This window comes from Cellulophaga sp. RHA19, from assembly GCF_002813425.1.
Taxonomy (GTDB): Bacteria; Bacteroidota; Bacteroidia; order Flavobacteriales; family Flavobacteriaceae; genus Cellulophaga.
In genome coordinates this window covers 3650860-3670137 of the sequence record NZ_PHUL01000001.1, presented here as the reverse complement: position 1 = coordinate 3670137, position 19278 = coordinate 3650860, and the positions used below count along the sequence as shown (strand labels likewise).

9 protein-coding genes are annotated in these 19278 nt (G+C 31.3%); 1 reads left to right on the top strand and 8 read right to left on the bottom strand.

What is annotated here, in order from left to right:
* Window positions 1-94 precede the first annotated feature (94 nt).
* Window positions 95-2527: a DUF5916 domain-containing protein gene (locus AX016_RS15860; protein ID WP_100896543.1), complete on the top strand. Its 2433-nt coding sequence runs from the start codon at window positions 95-97 to the stop codon at window positions 2525-2527.
* On the opposite strand, the gene AX016_RS15855 is transcribed toward AX016_RS15860, so the two are convergent.
* The 8 genes from AX016_RS15855 to AX016_RS15820 form a co-directional block, all read right to left on the bottom strand.
* A complete protein-coding gene (locus AX016_RS15855) occupies window positions 2524-3114 on the bottom strand; it encodes a TetR/AcrR family transcriptional regulator (protein ID WP_100896542.1) in 591 nt (196 codons plus the stop codon). The genes AX016_RS15860 and AX016_RS15855 overlap by 4 nt on opposite strands.
* A gap of 11 nt (window positions 3115-3125) precedes the next feature.
* The gene (locus AX016_RS15850) at window positions 3126-4544 is read right to left on the bottom strand and encodes an efflux transporter outer membrane subunit (RefSeq protein WP_100896541.1); all 1419 of its coding nucleotides are present in this window, start codon (window positions 4542-4544) and stop codon (window positions 3126-3128) included.
* A 5-nt stretch (window positions 4545-4549) separates the two neighbouring features.
* Window positions 4550-7687: an efflux RND transporter permease subunit gene (locus AX016_RS15845; RefSeq protein WP_100896540.1), complete on the bottom strand. Its 3138-nt coding sequence runs from the start codon at window positions 7685-7687 to the stop codon at window positions 4550-4552.
* A gap of 21 nt (window positions 7688-7708) precedes the next feature.
* Window positions 7709-8839 (bottom strand): efflux RND transporter periplasmic adaptor subunit, encoded by a 1131-nt coding sequence (locus tag AX016_RS15840; protein ID WP_100896539.1) that lies wholly within the window; start codon window positions 8837-8839, stop codon window positions 7709-7711.
* A 13-nt stretch (window positions 8840-8852) separates the two neighbouring features.
* The gene (locus tag AX016_RS15835) at window positions 8853-9344 is read right to left on the bottom strand and encodes a GbsR/MarR family transcriptional regulator (protein WP_100896538.1); all 492 of its coding nucleotides are present in this window, start codon (window positions 9342-9344) and stop codon (window positions 8853-8855) included.
* A 365-nt stretch (window positions 9345-9709) separates the two neighbouring features.
* Window positions 9710-11254 (bottom strand): RagB/SusD family nutrient uptake outer membrane protein, encoded by a 1545-nt coding sequence (locus AX016_RS15830; RefSeq protein WP_100896537.1) that lies wholly within the window; start codon window positions 11252-11254, stop codon window positions 9710-9712.
* A 17-nt stretch (window positions 11255-11271) separates the two neighbouring features.
* Complete coding sequence (locus AX016_RS15825; protein ID WP_100896536.1) at window positions 11272-14304, bottom strand: SusC/RagA family TonB-linked outer membrane protein; 3033 nt, start codon at window positions 14302-14304, stop codon at window positions 11272-11274.
* Between the two features lie 665 nt (window positions 14305-14969).
* The gene (locus AX016_RS15820; protein ID WP_100896535.1) at window positions 14970-19109 is read right to left on the bottom strand and encodes a hybrid sensor histidine kinase/response regulator transcription factor; all 4140 of its coding nucleotides are present in this window, start codon (window positions 19107-19109) and stop codon (window positions 14970-14972) included.
* Window positions 19110-19278: the final 169 nt, after the last annotated feature.

The window sequence follows — 19278 nt, the reverse complement described above, 5'->3', positions numbered from 1 at the left end:
CGGTTTTGCCATTAACCTCCCTTTAACCTTGGGTTAACCAATTTATTAATAGAACAACCTCACATTTGTGGCATCAATTAAAAAACTACCAATAATGAAACTATCAAATAAAAACAATACGTATAAATTATTTGTCTTTTGTGTACTAAGTCTTATGGTGCATAAGATGTCTGCTCAAAAAAGTATAATAATACATAAAGTAAACGAGCCTATAAAGATTGATGGTGATGCAACAGAAGCAATTTGGCAACAACATTTACAAGCAGGTAACTTTATACAAACACTACCAGATGCCGGAAAACAATCTAAACAAAAAACAGATATTGCTATTTTGTTTGATGATAGTTATTTGTACGTCTTAGGTGTTTTATATGTAGATAATAAAAAAGATATAAGCAACCAATTAACAGCTAGGGATGATACTGGTAATGCAGATGTTTTTGGTATACAAATAGATCCTTTTGGAGAGGCTAGAGAGGGTTACGATTTTTCTGTTACTGCAGCAGGAGTGCAATCTGATAAGAAATTAAGTGCCAATGACTCTTACGCTAATTACAATGTTGTGTGGCAGAGTAAGGTAAAATTATATGATAATAAATGGGTAGTAGAAATGAAAATACCTTTTAATAGTATTAGGTTCCCAAAAGAAGATTTAAGTAATTTTAAAATTAATTTTCAGCGCATAACCAATAGTTTAAATGAAGATGCTTATTGGAATCCTATACGGTTAGATGTAGATGGATATTTAAATCAGCTTGGAGAATTAAAAGGGTTAAGTAATATAGCACCGCCACTAAATTTATCATTTAACCCTTTTGTGTCTGTAGTTACAGAAAAGAGTCCTACAGGAACCAAAAACACAACTTTTAATGGAGGTTTAGATGTAAAGTACGTTCACAAAAATGCATATACGTTAGATGTTTCTCTTATTCCAGATTTTAGCCAGGCACCATCAGACGATCAAATTTTTAACTTATCTCCTTTTGAAGTAAAGTTTAATGAAAATAGACAGTTTTTTGTAGAAGGCACAGAGATTTTTGACAAAGGAGGCTATTTATATACACGTAGAATAGGAGGTGAGCCAATATCTAAAAATAATATTAATTTATTTGAAAATGAAGATGTTGTAGAAAACCCAGTTACATCTAACATTATTAACTTAATTAAATTTACAGGCAAATCTAAAAACGGATTGTCTATTGGTGTGTTAAACGGAATTACAGCAAAAAGTGTAGCTCACATAAAAAATACAACAACTAATAATTTTAGAAAATTTAAAACTAATCCACTAAGCAATTACAATGCAATTGTTTTAGATAAAGCATTAAAAAATAACTCATCAGTAACCTTTATAAATAACTCTGTATTACGCAGTGGCGCTGTTTATGATGCTAATTTAACAGCATTATTGTATAGGTATTACAATAAAAATAGAACGTACTCTATGTACTTTAAAAAGGCACTTTCGCAAAAATATTTTTCTGATAAAAAAGATGAATTTGGACACGAGTATTATGGTTATGCAGGCAAAGTAAGTGGCAAATGGCGAGGTGGAGCATCTATTAAATTACTAGATGATAAATTTGACTCTAATGACTTTGGCTATTTGTCTAGAAACAATGAGCTGCGCTTTAGAGGAGATTTAAGTTATACCAATAATAAGCCTAAAAAAATATTCTCTAGATATCAAGTTTTTTTAGATCACCAGCAGAGGTACTATTACAGTTTAATGAAGCAAGAACAAACGTATTATAAGTTGGGAACCTATGGTGTCTTTAAAAAAAACAACCATACATTTTTTACAGAGTTTAGATACATAGAAGAAAGTAAAAATTTTTTTGAGGCACGTACAAAAGACAAACACTTTAATATACCAGCACAAGCAGAAACATTTTTAGAATACCAAACAAATGATAACAAAGCAGTTTCTATAGCCGGTTATATGGTTTTAGTAAAATATTTTAATTCTGATATTTATAATAGAGAGTTTATAGCAGGTTATGGACTTAACGCAAGAGTTGGTCAGCATTTTTCATTATACTTTAGTCAAGATTTAGAAAATAAACCACAGGGCGTAGGCTTTTTAACAAAGCAAAATAATAGTATAATTTTTGGTAGTAGAAAAGTAAACCAACTTAGTAATGCCTTTACTTTAAATTATGCTGTAAACTCTAAATTAAATTTAAATATGCGTCTGCGTCATTATTGGATTACTGTAGATTATAACAATCAATTTTCATTAAAAGAAAATGGAGATTTTGCTACAAATAGTTTTAACATAAACCCAAATGATTATGATGATAATTTTAACCAGTTTAATATAGATTTTATATCTAAATGGCAGTTTGCACCAGCCAGTGAAATTAGTTTAGTTTGTAAACTAGGTTCTAATTATTACAATACAGAAGTAAACTCTAATTATGGCACAAATTTAAAAGGTGTTTTAGAAGAAAAAAATAGCACTACAGTATCTTTAAAAATGACATACTTTTTAGATGCAAATATTTTAAAGAAGAGAAAAGGCTAAAAATAAGAATTACTATAACTGTCTACTGTAATTGCTTTTAAATTATGAACAATTAGATGGTCTAAAATTGTTTTAGAATCATAAGTTGTAAAAAGATTATTTGATGAAAACGCAATAGATTCTACTCTTAAAAAATATAATTCTGTTATAAGTTTAACGTTTACACTAGGTAAAATTAGTCCTTTTTCTTTGGCACTATTTAAAAGATTTAAAATGGTAGAATAAGAAAGTTCTTTTCTAAAATTATCAAAAGTAGTATAGGCGTGTGGGTAATATTTTTTTAAACCAAAAATAAACGAGGGTTTAAAGTATCTAAGATACTCAAACCCTCGTTTGTATATTAATATAATAGTAAGTATATCGTCATTAGTATTGTTTTTAACAATCTCATTAATATCCAATTTATAATCGTTTATTAAAGACGCAACACTTTTGTTCACTAAAGTTTCTTTGTTTTTAAAATGTACATAAATCGTTTTTTTAGATATCCCTAGTGTTTTTGCTAATTCATCTAAAGTAATACGTTTGCTGCCAAATTTTGTAAAACTGGCTTTAGCACATTCTAAAAGTTCTTTTTTAGTGATCATTACTACTTATCTTATTTCCAACCGCCACCAAGAGCTTCATATAAATTTACAATACTTGTTAGTTGTTGTAATTTGCTATCAATAATATTAAGCTCTGCATTTAAAGCACTTTCTCTGGCAGTTAATAAATCTAGGTAGTTTGCGTACCCGTTTTTAAGTAATTCCTCTGAGTTTTGTTCTGCTCTGCGTAAAGCTTCAACTTCTTTTTGTCTATACTCATATTTTTCAGTTTCTGCATTGTAAGTATACAAGGCATTAGAAACCTCAGAGCCAGCTGTTAAAAGTGTCTTTTTAAACTGTAATAAAGATTGCTCTTGTTGTGCCAATGCAACTTCTTTTTGTGTTTTTAACTTACGCTGATTAAAAATAGGCTGCGTTAAACCACCAACAATATTTGCAAAAAGTGAGTTAGCATCCAACAACTTATCTAACTCTAAACTTTGGTAACCTCCAGAAGCTGTTAATGTTAAAGATGGATAAAAACTACTACGAGCTACATTTGTAAGCTCAAAAGAATTTATTAAACCATATTCTGCTGCCATAACATCTGGTCTGTTGCTAAGTAGGGTAGACGGTACACCAAGAGCCAAATCTGTCTCTATTTTTTGTATGTCTAAGCTACTTCTTTTAAAGTTTTGGGGAGCCTTACCTAATAATATACTTAATGTATTTTCTGTTCTAAATATTGCAGCTTCAATATCTACCTTTAAAGCTTTTGCACTATTGTATTGTGCTATGTTTTGGTCTACTGCAACTTGCGTTACATTACCAGCATCTTTTAAGGCTTTAATTGTTTCTACACTACTTTCTCTAGTTTTAATTGTTTCTTTAGTAATAGCTAATTGAGCATCTAAAGCCAATAAATTATAGTACGTATTTGCTATACTAGAAATAAGTTGCGTTTTTACAGCTTGGTGACCTGCAACACTTTGCATATAGGCAGCCTGTGTAGCTCTTTTGTTACTTCTAATTTTTCCCCAGATATCTGCTTCCCATGATAGGTTAGCGGTAATATCATACTGGTCTGTAGATGTGTTACTTAAAAAAGAACCAAACTGACTGTTTTTAGATAATTCTTGGTGTGTGTAATTAGGACCAACACTTAATGTTGGAAAATATCCTGCTTTACCCTGCTTAGCATAAGCTTCTGCAGCAGCCAATTGTTGAATAGCAATTCTAATATCTAAATTGTTTTGTAAACCTTCTGCAATGTACTGCTCTAAATAATTATCAGTAAATAAATTTTTCCAAGACACATTTGCCATAGATATACTATCTGTAGGCAAATTGTCTGTTCTGTATAAGGCCTCGGTTTCTGGTAACTCTGGCCTGTTGTAATCCTTAGCAACAAAACAACTTTGTAGTGTAAAAGCAACAACTACTATAAGTGCTGTTTTGCTAATAAATTTATATTTTATTGTAGATCTCATAGTTCTTATTCTTCTGTAGTTTGAATTGCTGGTTTACCAGAAACTTTTTCTTGTAACCATTGAAATAAAATAAACAGTATTGGAATAACAAATACACCTAATATTGTACCTATTAACATACCACCTGCTGCACCAGTACCAATAGAATTGTTACCTTCTGCACCAACACCTTTTGCTAACGCTAATGGCATTAAACCTAAAATAAAAGCAAAAGAGGTCATTAAAATTGGTCTTAAACGAGACTTAGCACCGTCTATAGCAGCATCTACAATAGATTCGCCTGCTTTTCTGCGTTGCAGAGCAAACTCCACAATTAATATGGCATTTTTAGCAAGTAGACCAATAAGCATTATTAGTGCAATTTGAAAGTATATGTTATTTTCTAATCCTAAGAACTTAGTACTAATATAAGCTCCAAATACACCAAATGGTAGAGATAACACTACTGCAAATGGCAGCAAGTAACTCTCGTACTGGGCACTTAATAAAAAGTAAACAAATAAGATACTTAGTATAAAAATAAATGTAGTTTGGTTACCAGCACTTACTTCTTCTCTTGTTAAACCAGAATATGCAACGGTGTAATTACTAGGTAATTTGGCTGCTTCTTCTTCAATAATTCTAATAGCATCACCTGTACTAAACCCATCATTAGTTGCTCCTGTTATTTTTGTAGAATTAAATAGGTTAAAACGAGTTACAGATTGTGGCCCATATACACGCTCTAAGTTTACAAATTGTGTAATAGGCGTCATTTCACCAGCATCTGTTCTAACATACATACTGTTTAGGTTTTCAATACTAGCTCTATCCTCAGGTAATGCCTGTATGTATACTCTAAATTGTTTTCCAAATCTAGAAAAATCTGATGCGTATACTCCACCAATATACCCTTGTAAAGTAGAGAAGATACTGCTAACAGATACTCCTTTTTCTTTAGCTAGTGGTACATTAATATCCATCTCATACTGTGGGTAACTCGTATTAAACGAAGATTGTGCATACTTAATTTCTGGGTGAGACATTAAAGCCATTGCAAACTCTTTGTTTGTTTTGTCTAAGTCTGTAAATTCACCTCCAAATTTATCTAGCAAGTTAACCTCAAAACCGGCAGAGTTACCAAAACCACGTATACTTGGTGGAGAAAAGAAAATAATATTAGCTTCTGGCATTGTAGATACTACACCAAATAACTTACCTGTAATTGCTTGTACAGATGTAGAAGGATCTTCACGCTCTGTCCAATCTTTTAATTTAATAATACCAAAACCGTAGTTGGTACCAGCACCACTAATTAAACTTCTACCTTTAATAAAGTTAACAGCGGCAATACCTTCTATACCGTTTATTTTAGAATATAAATTACGAGCAACAGCATCAGTTCTATCTAAAGAAGAACCCGCAGGTAATTCTATGTTAGCAAAAATAATACCTCTATCTTCATCTGGTACAAAACCTGTTGGTGTTGTTTGTGAAGCCCAGTAGATACCTACACCTGCAATTATTAATAATAATACAGATACAAATTTTCTCTTGTATAAAAATTGAAGCGATTTACCATACCTGTTTATAGTAGCATTAAAACCACGGTTAAACAAAGTGTAAAAACGTTGTAAAGGACTTTTGCCTTTTAACTCTTCATCATGTTTATGTTCTTTTAATAATAAAGCACATAAAGCCGGACTTAATGTTAATGCGTTTACTGCAGAAATTAATATGGCAATAATTAAAGTAACTCCAAATTGCTCATAAAACACACCAGTAGGACCAGTAATAAATGTTACCGGAATAAATACAGCTGCCATTACTAATGTAATAGATATAATGGCTCCAGAAATCTCGTTCATTGCTATAAGTGTAGCCTTTTTAGGGTTTTTAACCCCTTCATCCATTTTTGCGTGGACGGCCTCTACCACAACAATAGCATCATCTACCACAATACCAATAGCCAGCACTAAAGCAAATAATGTTAAAAGGTTAATTGAGTACCCAAAAACATTAAGGAAAAAGAATGTACCAATAATAGATACAGGAACTGCAATTGCAGGAATTAAAGTAGATCTAAAATCTTGCAAAAAGATAAATACAACTAAGAAAACCAATAAAAAGGCTTCAACAAGTGTACTAATTACTTTTTCTATAGATGCGTTTAAGAATAAACTTGTGTCATAAGGAACAAATATATTTAAACCTTCTGGTAGGTCTTTTTCTACAGAGGTTAAAGTAGTTTTAATATTCTCTATAATCTCCTGAGCATTAGAACCTTTTGTTTGAAAAATACCCATAAATACAGCAGGGTTTCCTAAACTCATTGCGTTAGAAGAGTAAGATTGTGCATCTAATTCTATTGTAGCAACATCATTTAAACGTAAAAATTCTCCGTTACCTAATGCTTTAATTATAATATCTCCATATTGTTTTTGCTCTTTAAAACGTCCACTATATGTTAATGTGTATGTAAATGCTTCACCATTATTTTCTCCTAAAGAACCAGCAGCAGCTTCTAAATTTTGTTCTGCTAAAGCAGCAGAAATATCTGATGGTATTAGATTATAAGCAGCTAGCTTTTCTGGTTTTAACCAAATACGCATAGCATAGTCTTGCTGAGAAAATACAGATACATCACCAACCCCACTAATACGTTGCATTGCTGGTATAACGTTTATTTTTAGGTAATTCTGAATAAATGTAGCATCATAATCTTCATTCTCAGAATACATAGATATAAACATTAAAGCACTAGTTTCTTGCTTTTGCGTAGTTACACCTGTTTGTATTACTTCTTGCGGTAATAGCGGATTTGCTCTTGCAACACGGTTTTGTACGTTTACAGCAGCAATATCTGCATCTATTTCCTGATCAAAATAAACTGTAATTTCAGCAGTACCATTGTTTGATGCTGTAGAGGTAATATAACTCATACCTTCTACACCGTTAATTTGCTCCTCTATAGGAATAATTACACTCTCTAATACAGTTTCTGCATTGGCTCCTGTATATGATGCCGACACCTTAATTGTTGGTGGCGCAATATCTGGGTATTCTTCTATTGGTAAACTTGTTATACTTATAACACCAAGTACAACAATTATAATAGATATTACTGTTGAAAGAACGGGCCTTTCAATAAATGTTTTTAACATAACTAAATAAATTTAGAGTTTTTAGTTTTTAAATAATGTAGCTATAGGTTTTATGGCATCATCAAAAGAAGTTTCTTGAGGAGCTATTACCACACCATTTTTTAATTTGCCTACACCAGTTGTAACAATTTTGTCTTTAAGATCTAAACCAGATTCTACAACATATAAATTATCTACAGTAGACTTTATTTTAATGATAGATGTAGTTACCTTATTATCTTCTCCTACTTTAAATATCATTACATTACCTTGTTGTTCGTAAGTTGCTTGTTGTGGTACAACAATTGCATTTTTAAACGTATTTGGTATTTGTATTTTACCACTGTTACCATTTGTTATTAAACGGTTAGGGTTGTTAAATATGGCTCTTAAACTTACGGTACCAGTGTTAGGGTTTATTTGTCCTGTACTAGTTTGTATTTTACCTTTTTCAGAATACGTACTGCCATTTGCTAAAATTAAGCTTACCTCTGGGTAATTTGCTAATTTTTCATTCAAGGTTTTACCTTCTGCTTTTTCTAAAAAGTCTAAATATTGTGTTTCGTTTAAGCTGAAAAATGCATAAACTTTGCTAATGTCACTAACTGTAGTAAGTGGAGTAGGGTCACTTGGACTAATTAACGCTCCTTCTCTAAAATTAATAGCACCAACATAACCATCTACAGGACTTTTAATTGTAGCATAGCCAATATTTGCACTTACACTACTGTAATTAGCTTTTGCTTGTGCTAAATTAGCTTTTGCTGTTTCTAGTTGTACTGCACTAATAATATTTTTTTCTACTAGTGGTATTAATTTGTTAACCTCTACTTGGGCAACGTTAATACGTGCTTTTGCAGCACCAGCATCTTGACTTAAAGACTGTGTTTCTAATCTAAATAAAACCTGACCTTTACGTACTTTTTGCCCTTCGTCTACTAATACTTTTTGTATGTAACCAGATGTTTTTGCCCTAACATCACTATTTATAATACCTTCTATTGTAGTAGGGTACTCTTTGTAACTTGTTACTGTTTTAGTTTGTAATTGTGCAACCGGAAACGGTGCTGGTGGTGCCTGTGGTGCTTGCTGTTCTTGCTTGCTTCCACAGCTAACAATGACTAGGAATGCTGCCATTGGAATTATAATTCTACTAATAGTTCTCTTTTTCATCTTAATTCTGTCTTTATAGGTTAATGTTGTCCACGTTTAGTTTTGAAATGGACGTAATTGCTTGGTTTAAAAATTGTATGTAATTGTTGTGAAATGTTAAATCAAATTTTTCATCTTCTGCAGTGGTTTCTAAATCATTAATTTCATTTTTATAATCTCTAACTTCTTGGTGTAGCTCTTTTTCTACTTCCCATTTCTGAATCATATTAGAAATGTGACTTTTAATTTTATTGGAAGTAATAACATAGTATTTTTTACGATCACCAGTTTTGGTAAAATATTCTATCTCTTTTATATCTGTTAAATAATTTAGCTGAGTTGATATGGTACTTTTACTAGCGCATAATAATGATACTAAATCTTCAAAAGTTGTCCCTGTTTTTCCTGTTAGGATAATATAAGCAAGCACCCTAGAAGCTATAGGAGAATATCCATTGTTAGATTCTATATGCACTCCTAGCTTTTCTACTAGTGTACCTTTTTTGCTGCACATATTCTTCTTCATTTGCAATACCCTTTTTTTTATTAGTATTTATTTTATTTTCTCTTTTTTAGATTTAAAAAGAAGTGCAAAGATATGATTGGTTCGGTAAGTTCCGAACTAAACGAAGTTAATTAAATGTTAAAGGAAATTATTTGTTTATATTGTTAATTATCAGCATATTAAATTGTGTTATTGCTAAATTTTAACTACTTTTTTTGTTTATTTTATGAAGATAAAACGCTTGTTTTTTTACATATTAACCTTTGTATATGTAAAAAATCGCATAAAGAGTAACGTGCTCTATATGCGATTTAAAACTAGATAAAAAAATACGGCGATATAAGAAAACTTATACCGCCGTATTAAATGAACTAAAAATCTAACTACTAATATCCTGGATTCTGATCTGCTTGTGTCAATTCAGAATTCTTTTCTATTTCTGTTTCTGGAATAGGGAATAAATCATTTTTAGACGAATATCCTGTTCCTGCTAATTCTGTTGCAGCTTTACCCCAACGAACTAAATCCCAAAAACGTTGTCCTTCATGAGCTAACTCTAAGAACTTTTCATTTACAATAGCCTCAAATAAATCATCACCAGCTAAAGATGCATCTACATCTGCTAAACCAGCTCTGTTTCTAACTTTATTTAACTCGGCTCTTGCCAAACCATCTTTGTTGTCTTTATTATAAGCTTCGGCAGCTAATAACAATAGTTCTGCGTAACGGAATAATTTATAGTTTGTACCATAGTTTAATTCTTTTACGCCATCTGCACTAGTATCTTCTTCTTTTGTAGCATACTTAATTCTAATACCACCTTCATAATCCCAAATAGAACCTCCAGTTGCTGCAGACTCATCTACGCTACCACCAGCAGCAATTAACTCTTCTTCTGTCATAACAGTAGCTAATTTACGGTCTGTATCACCAGCTGCATCAAAAGCATCCATAAGTTTAGCTGTTGGTAGGTTAAAGCCCCAACCATTAATTAAACCTACTGTAGATACATCAAAAATACCATCACCTCTAGGTCCCATTAACTGTATATGTATGTTGTTTTCATTTCTTCCGCCCCAAGCAAAGTTACCCCAGTCTCTTCCGGTAGTAGAAATAAAACCAATTTCAAATAAAGATTCCTTTCCAAACTCATAATCTATAGCCCACGCATCTGCAGCAGTTGCTTCTAAGTCGTGTGCTGGATTAGAAATTACAGCTTCAAAAAACGGAATAGCTTCTCCGTATAAGCCTTCAAAAACTAATACTTTACCCATTAAGGCTTGTGCAGCACCTTTAGATACTCTAAAGTCTTCTGCTAAAGCTGTTTTATCTGGTAGGCCAGCAATTGCATCTGTTAAATCTGCTTTTACTTGTGTGTAAATATCAGCTCTGGGAGACTTAGCAATTCCAAATTCATCTGCTGTAGATGGTATTGTTAATCTTAAAGGGATATCACCAAACATTGTAGTAAGCTCAAAATAAGACCAAGCTCTTAAAAATTTAGCTTCAGCTAATGCTAATTCTTTGTTACTTAAATCACTGTCTTTAATGTTTTCTATTACTAAGTTTGATAATGAAATTGTTCTGTAAAACAAGTTCCATACACTTTCTATAGATTGGTTAGATGTAGATACGTTTGCATAATCATCTATATCTTGTAATTGTGGTTGATCACCGCTATTACCACCAGCAGCATTCATATCATCACCAGGTAATTGTTTTACTAAAAATGCACTATGCCAATCTACAGAGTAGGTGTGTTGCATTAAGTCATAAATACCAATTATGGCTGCGTCTACGTTTTCTTCTTCAAGAAAAAACGTTTCCAAATCTTCTCCGTCTTCTCGCGGATTTGTTGTAAAATCCTCACTACATGCAGTAACTCCTCCAATAAAAAGGATAGTTACCATTGCGATTATAATTTTTTTCATAATAATATATCTATTTATTAAAAGTCTAATGATAAGCCAAATACTGTTTTAGCAGCAGTTGGATAAAAACCTCTATCTACACCAATAGAATTATAGCTAAAGTTACCAATTTCTGGGTCTAAGCCTTTATAGTCTGTAAACGTAAAGTAGTCATCTAAAGATACATAGATTCTTAAATTGTTTATTTTTAGTCTTTCTGCAATCTTCTTAGGTAGTGTGTAACCAACTTGTATTTGCTTAATTCTCATATAAGAACCATCTTCTACCATTAAATCTGTATCATAAGAATCTATTACATTGGCAGCACCAGGAAAAGTAGCTACATCACCAGGTTGTGTCCATCTTTCGTTATAAAAATGTACTGGCTTGTTAGTAATAGGTCTAGATGGTTGGTGGTAGGTAGCAAAAATATCATTACCAATTGTACCTTGAAATTGTAAGTTAAAATCAAATGCCTTGTAACCTAAAGCAATGTTACCACCAAATAAAACATCTGGGTGAGGAGAACCTACCTTTACTTTATCTGCGTTATTTACAATATTATCTCCGTTAGTATCTACTTTTATAACTTCTCCGGTAGCAGTATCTATACCATCTGTTTTATAACCGTAGAAATACCAAGATGGTTGCCCTTCTGTAAAACGAGTAACACCATCTGGATTTTGTTGTGCACCAGCACCAATAATAGAAGCTCCTTCTGGAACAAATAATATCTCTGTTACTTCATTTTTTAAAGTTGATAGGTTAGCGTTAAAATCATATCTAAAACCACCACTTGTTGTGTCTCCATAACCAAGTTCAAATTCCCATCCTTTATTTTCTATAGTACCAGCGTTAAATTCGTTAGATTGAAAACCTGCAGAACCAGGAGTAATTAAACCACCATTGTTAACAATAGCATCTTTTGTAGTTTTTTTGTAGTAATCTACAGAGAAATTTAATCTGTTTTCAAAAGCTCTAAAGTCTGCACCAAAATCTAACTGCTCAGATGTTTCCCAAACTAAGTTAGGGTTAGAGTATCCAGAGATTTGAGCACCCGTTGCACCTTCATAATTAATACCTACACCATTAATAGCTCTAATAACATACGTTTTATCTGCATTACCTATTAAGTTACTTCTACTACCATTTTGTCCCCAACTGGCTCTTAATTTAGCGTAGTTTAATTTAGAATCTTCTTTCCAAAAATCTTCTTTAGATAATACCCAACCAGCAGAAAAAGCAGGGAATGTACCAGCTCTATTAGCTTCTGGGAATTTATCAGACTTATCTCTTCTTATAGATGTTTCAAATAAATATTTACCAGCAAAATCATAAGATAATCTACCGTACATAGAAACCATATTATCTGGAGCAGGTAAAATATCTTTAACCTCTACAGTGTAACCAGGCAAGTCTAAATCAAAACCAGTAAATTGGTCTATATCTACAGAACCGTTTCTAGACAAAACAGTTTCAAACCTTGTTTCTTCTGCAGAGTAACCAGCTAATAATGTAAAGTTATGATCGTTAAATGCTTTAGTGTATGTAGCAAAGTTTTCCCATAACCACTTTTTAGTTTCATACTTAGTTTGTGATGTAGTATACTTTGTATTTGCAGCTTCAGAAGATACGTAGTAAGGAATTACGTTGTTTCTAACTTCTGTTTTTCCGTTTTCATAACCAAATCTAGATGTAAAGTTAAAACCTTCAAACAAATTAAACTTTAAGTAAGCAGATCCTAAAAACTGATCTGTGTCTGTTATAGTTTTATTAATATCATTAGCAAAAGCAACAGGATTAATTACCTCACCAGTAGAATAGCTTGGGTAACCGTAAACACTACCATTATTTGCTGTTAATACAGGAACACCATTATCTGTAGCTCTGTCATACACAGACTGTGGTACTTGACCATTTGAATAAGTTACAGGAGTTAACGGATCTATAATTAGCATATTTTGAATAACACCTCTGGTATCACTATTTTCTTGAATACCGTTTTTGTCTGTAATAGAGTAAGTTGCATTTACACCAGCCTCTAACCAGTCTGTAATATCTGCTTTAATGTTTGCTCTAAAAGTAGAACGCTCAAAAGAAGAATTGCCTTTACCAACTATACCGTCTTGGTTTAAGTTAGATGCAGACATATAGTATGATAATTTTTCTGTAGCACCAGAAAGGTTAACATCATTTCTAAACATTAATGCATTATTAAATGTTTCGTCTATCCAATCTGTATCATAACCATTTAAGGCAACATTAGCTTGTCCGGCTTCATTCATATACTGTACAAATTGTTCAGCATTCATTAACTCCATATTGGTTTTAACGGTTTGTATAGCTAGTTGTGAGTTAAAACCAACTTTTAAACCACCTTGCTTACCTCTTTTAGTAGTTATAATTACAACACCGTTTGCACCTTCTGTACCATAAATTGCAGCAGAAGCAGCATCTTTTAAAATTTCAAGGTTAGCAATATCACCAGGAGCAATATCTACAATTGAAGAAGTTTTCATACCATCTACAATGTATAAAGGATCTGAGTTACCACTTGATCCAGCACCTCTAATTCTAATTTTAGCTCCAGAACCTGGCGCACCAGAAGAAGAAGAAACAGTAACACCAGAAGTTCTACCTTGTAAAACTTGTTCTACCCTTTGTCCTGATGTGCTTTTAATATCTTTACTGTCTATACTAGAAATTGCACCTGTTACTAAGCTCTTTTTCTTAGACCCATAACCTACAATTACAACCTCGTCTAAGGCTTGTGCATCTTCTTGTAGAGTAACATTAATTGTTGTTTTAGCTCCTACAGTTATGGTTTGTGCAACCATACCTATATATGTAAAGTCTAATTTGTCTGTAGCTTTTACATTATCTATAGTGTAGTTACCATCAAAATCTGTACTGGTACCATTTGTGGTTCCAGATACAATAACGGTTACACCACCAAGTGGTATACCGGCTTGGTCTGTAACAAGACCACTAATAGTCTTTGTCTGCGCAAATGCTGTTTGAGTAATAATAATTACAAGTGTAGCAATCACGTGTTTTAACCTTATTATCATATTAAAAAGTTTAAGTTAGTAAAATAGTTTTTTTGTTAGTTTTAATGTTTATTTTTTTTTGATTTTGTCTTAGTTCTTCATACGTTTTTTTTCTTTTATGTGTTGTTAGTAATTATTGTGTTTGGTTTTAATTGTTGTGGTTTATGCTTGGTATTATACGATGTACATTATTATAAATATGAGGAGGGCAATAATTGCAATAATTAAGCCTATTTCTACAAGGCGCCTCCATTTAGTGTAGTTAACTTTCATACTTTCAAATATACCTACAGATGTAAATTAGTTGTTAAAACATTTAAAGCGTTCACTACAAAATATGTAGCAAACACTAGTAAATACGCTTATTTGCAACATTTGTAGCATTGTATGCAACATACGTTTTATCGAATAGGTGTATGTTGTAGCATTGTAGTACTTTAAAATGTTAAAGTTGTAGCTGTGTAGTATGTTTAATTACCAATTTGTGCTTTATATGTTATAGTAAACAAGTAAAAAGCAGTTAATTTTAACATATTTCTACGTGTTTTTTAACAGATACTTATTCCTATTTTATAAAAACATTAAGATATAAAAGGGTAGTAATAGAAGAATTATGCCACTTTAAAATGCATAATTATTGTTTTTAAAATGATACTATACTCGTTTGTAATAAGACTGCAATTAAGCTATTTAGGATTGGTTGGTTTAATGTCTGTAGGTAATAAATCAAAATAGTTTTTAAAGCATTTAGTAAAGTAAGATGGTGATGAAAAACCAACTTTGTATGATACCTCACTTATGTTAGAGTTGCCCATTTCTATTATTTGTCTTGCTTTTTGTAAACGTATGTTACGTAAAAATTCGCTAGCGGTTTGGTTTGTGAGTGCCTTTATTTTGCGGTAAAACTGACTTCTACTTAAATTTAACTCAGATGCTAAAGACTCTACATTTAATTCGGGATCGTCTATATTATCATTTATATATACCAATACTTTTTGAATAAACTCTTTGTCTAAAGATGTAGTGTTTATATTTTTAGGTACATCATTTATCAAACTAAAATATTTATTAAAAATAAGTTGCCTGCTTGTAATTAACTGTGATACTCTTAGTTTTAAAAGTCTCATATCAAAAGGCTTTACCATATAAGCATCTGCTCCGGTCTCTATACCTTCTATACGGTCGTCAATTCTTGCTTTTGCGGTAAGCATTAATAAAGGAATATGACTTGTTCTAAGATCGTTTTTTATGCTTTTACAAAACTTATAACCATTCATTTCTGGCATAATAACATCTGTAATAATAACGTCTGGTAAAGATTCTTTTGCAATTTTTAATCCTTCGGCACCATTAACAGCAGTAAGTACTTTGTATAAGTGTTTAAATTCATTTTTAATATAATTTCTTAACTCTGTGTTGTCTTCTACAATTAATAGTGTGTGTAAATTAGGAGCACTATCTAATTCATTTTCAGTATCATTTGTGGTACTTTCTTTTTTTATTTGGTCATTTTTGTTAATAGTTGTGTTTGCAATATCTGGTACAATTTCTTCAGTAGTAAAGTGCGACTTACCTGCTGGTAGTATAATTTTAAACTTGGTGCCTTTACCAACAGTACTATTAACTTCTACTTTTCCTTTGTGTAATTGCACAAAACTTTTTACTACTTCTAAACCAATACCTGTACCGTCATAATAGGTCTTGTTTAAATTATCTACCTGATAAAAGCGCTCAAAAATACGTTTTACTTGTTCTTTTTTAAGTCCAGGCCCAGTATCTGATACTGTAATTTTTATTGCTTTAACCGGAGTTATAGGGTTTACTAAAGGCAGTATTGCTAATTTGTTTTTAGGTTCTAACTTAATTTTTATTGCGCCTCCGTTTGGTGTAACTTTCATTGCGTTAGACAAAATATTGAAAATTATTTTTTCAAGTTTGTTTTCATCTGCCCAAATAGGAATGTCATCTAAGACAGAACTTACCCATAAGTTTATATTTTTAGAGTTGGCTTCCTCTGTAAAATGACTAGCTATTTCTTTTGTAAAAGCAACTAAATTAAGTTCTCTAACCTTTATGTTTACTTTGTTTAATTCTAATTTTCTAAAATCTAAAAGTTCGTTTATTAAACGGTAAAGTCGGTCTGTGTTTTTATGTATTATATTTAGTTTTTCCTTAGTTCTTGTTGGTAAATTAAGACTAGTATCACTTAAAATATCTTTTAAAGGATTTAAAATAAGTGTTAGCGGAGTTCTAAATTCATGCGATATATTGGTAAAGAATTGAAATTTTTTCTCGTCTAAATCTTTTTCTTGTAAACGCTTATCTCTTTCATTATTAATTATTTGCTTTTCTTTAATTCTACTTTGTGTCATTTTATTAAGCATATAAATGCCCAATAAAAACAGTAGAATATAAGCTATTACTGCCCAGACGCTTTTCCACCAAGGTGGTAAAATAGTAATTTTTAACTCTAAATGATCTTCGTTCCAAACACCATCATTGTTAGATGCTTTTAGTTTAAATATATAATTACCTGGATCTAAATTTGTGTAAGTTGCGCTTCTAACTGCACCTACATAGTTCCAATTTTTTTCATATCCTTCTAAGTAATATGCATATTCATTTTTTTCTGGTCTTGTGTAGTTTATACCAGAATACTCTATAGTAAATACAGCCTGTTTACTGGTAAGACTAATACTATCTGTTTCTGATATAACTTTTTTTAATGGTGACTTGTGTTGTGTAGGAGTTACTTTTTTATTAAATAACTTAAAGTCTGTTAAGTATATAGAGGTTAAGTTTTTATTCGTCTGTATTTTTTTAGGGTCAAAGTAATCCACTCCTTTGTAATTACCAAAATACAGTTGCCCTTTATAGTCTTTAAAGGTTGCATTAATATTAAAATCGTTAGACAATAAGCCGTCATTGCTGGTGTAATTGGTAATGTTATTGTCTGTTACGTTTATTTTAGAAATTCCTGAGTTTCCAGTAACCCATATATTACCTTCTTTACATTCTATAATACCACATACATTTTCTTCGGTTAGCCCGTTAAATTTATTATACCATTTAAAGGTGTCTAATTTTGGATTGTATTTACTTAAACCAGCTCCTTTGGTACCTATCCAAATATTACCAAGAGTATCTTCGTGTAATGTTAAAATATGGTTAGCGCTAGCTTGGTTTTTATATTCTTTAGACATACGTGAAGACATAGGCGTAACTATAAAATTACCGTTGGTCATTTTTTTAACACGAAATAAACCAACTGTTGTTCCTAGCCAAATATTATCTTCCTTGTCCACTAACACTTTCCAAACATCACTAACGGTAATATCATTTTTAACAAAAATCTCTGTGTTGTGGTGGGATATTTTCTCTGTTTTAGGGTTGTAAGAGTGTAGACCTTTGTAAAAAGATCCAATCCAAATGGTTCCTTCAGAATCTTCATCTATACTTAAAATAGTATTAGAGCTTAATTTACCAGCTGTATTTTCTATATTAAAATTAATGAATTTGTTAGAGCCCTTTTTTAGCATATAAATACCATTGTCCCAACTGGTGGCCCAAATATTTTCTTTACTATCTATAAAAATAGCTTCAATATAATCGCTAGTTAGTCCGCTATATGTACTTTTATCCTTAATATTAATGTGGGTAAACTTGTTTGTTTTTGGATTTAAAATGTCTATGCCGCCACCATCCATACTAATCCAAAGTTTACCGTTTTTATCTTGCGCAATACCAGTAACAGAACCAATTTGTAGTGAATTGGGAGTGTTGTTAAGGCTTTCTATATTATTAAACTTGTCATATAACTTATCATAAACAGCAACGCCAGAGTTGTAATACCCCATCCAAATACGCTCATTTTTATCTAAAAATAAAGACCAAATAGAATTGTACAGAATACTTTTTTCATCTGTTTTACTAGATAAGTAGTTTTTTATAATGTTACCATTTGTGTTTATATGAAAAAGGCCATTGTTTTCAGAACCTAACATAATTGTATTGTCTGGTAACTGAATAATAGAGAAAATCTTAGTATTTGCAATAGGGTAGTTACGCGTGTTTAGTAAATCATCAATTTTGTACAAACCATTATTAATAGTACCAACCCAAATATTATTTTTTTTATCAACTAATAATGACTGTATGCCTTCTTTTATTGCAGAAGAGTTGTCATCTGTATTTAATAAGGACTGTTTTAGTTTGTTGGTATTTGTATCGTACTCTTGCAAACCTACATTTGTGCCAGCGTAAATTTTATTGTTATGGTCTAGTTTTAAAGCATAAATACTTATAGGTAAATATTTGTATTGATTTTCAATTTTTTCAGCTTTTAAGGTTTTTAGATTTAGTTTAAACAATCCTAAATCATAAGTACCTATAAATAAATTTCCATTACTATCACCTTCTAAACTACGTATAGATATGTTTATCTTATTTTCTTTTTCGTCGGTAGTTAAATGTACTTTTTTAAACTGATCTTTATCTCTGTCATATACATTTAATCCTTCTTCTGTTCCAAACCAAAGTCGGTTTGTTTTATCTAGGTAAGAGCAATAAACTAAACTACTACTTATAGAGGTTGTGTCGTTTAAAATATGTTTGTAGTAAGTGTAATCTATACCATCATAACGGTAAAGCCCAACACCGTTAGTGCCCATCCAAACATAACCATTATGATCTTGTATTATAGTAGATACACCAACTTTAGATATGCCTTCTTTAATACTTACAAAGTTATATTCTTTGGTAATATCTTGTGAATATGTGGTAGTACAGTAAATTAATAAAAAGACAATAAGTAGTAATTTCTTCATATGGGGCTGAACAATTTTTTACAAGTACAATTTATAAATTAAAATTTAGTTACTAAAGAATTTAAACTAATAGCTTAAATTAATGTTAAAAGGTTATATTTTTCCTATTCATATTTGCTTTAATCTATAATTAGAAATTGATTATTAAGAATATTTTTATATTTGAATT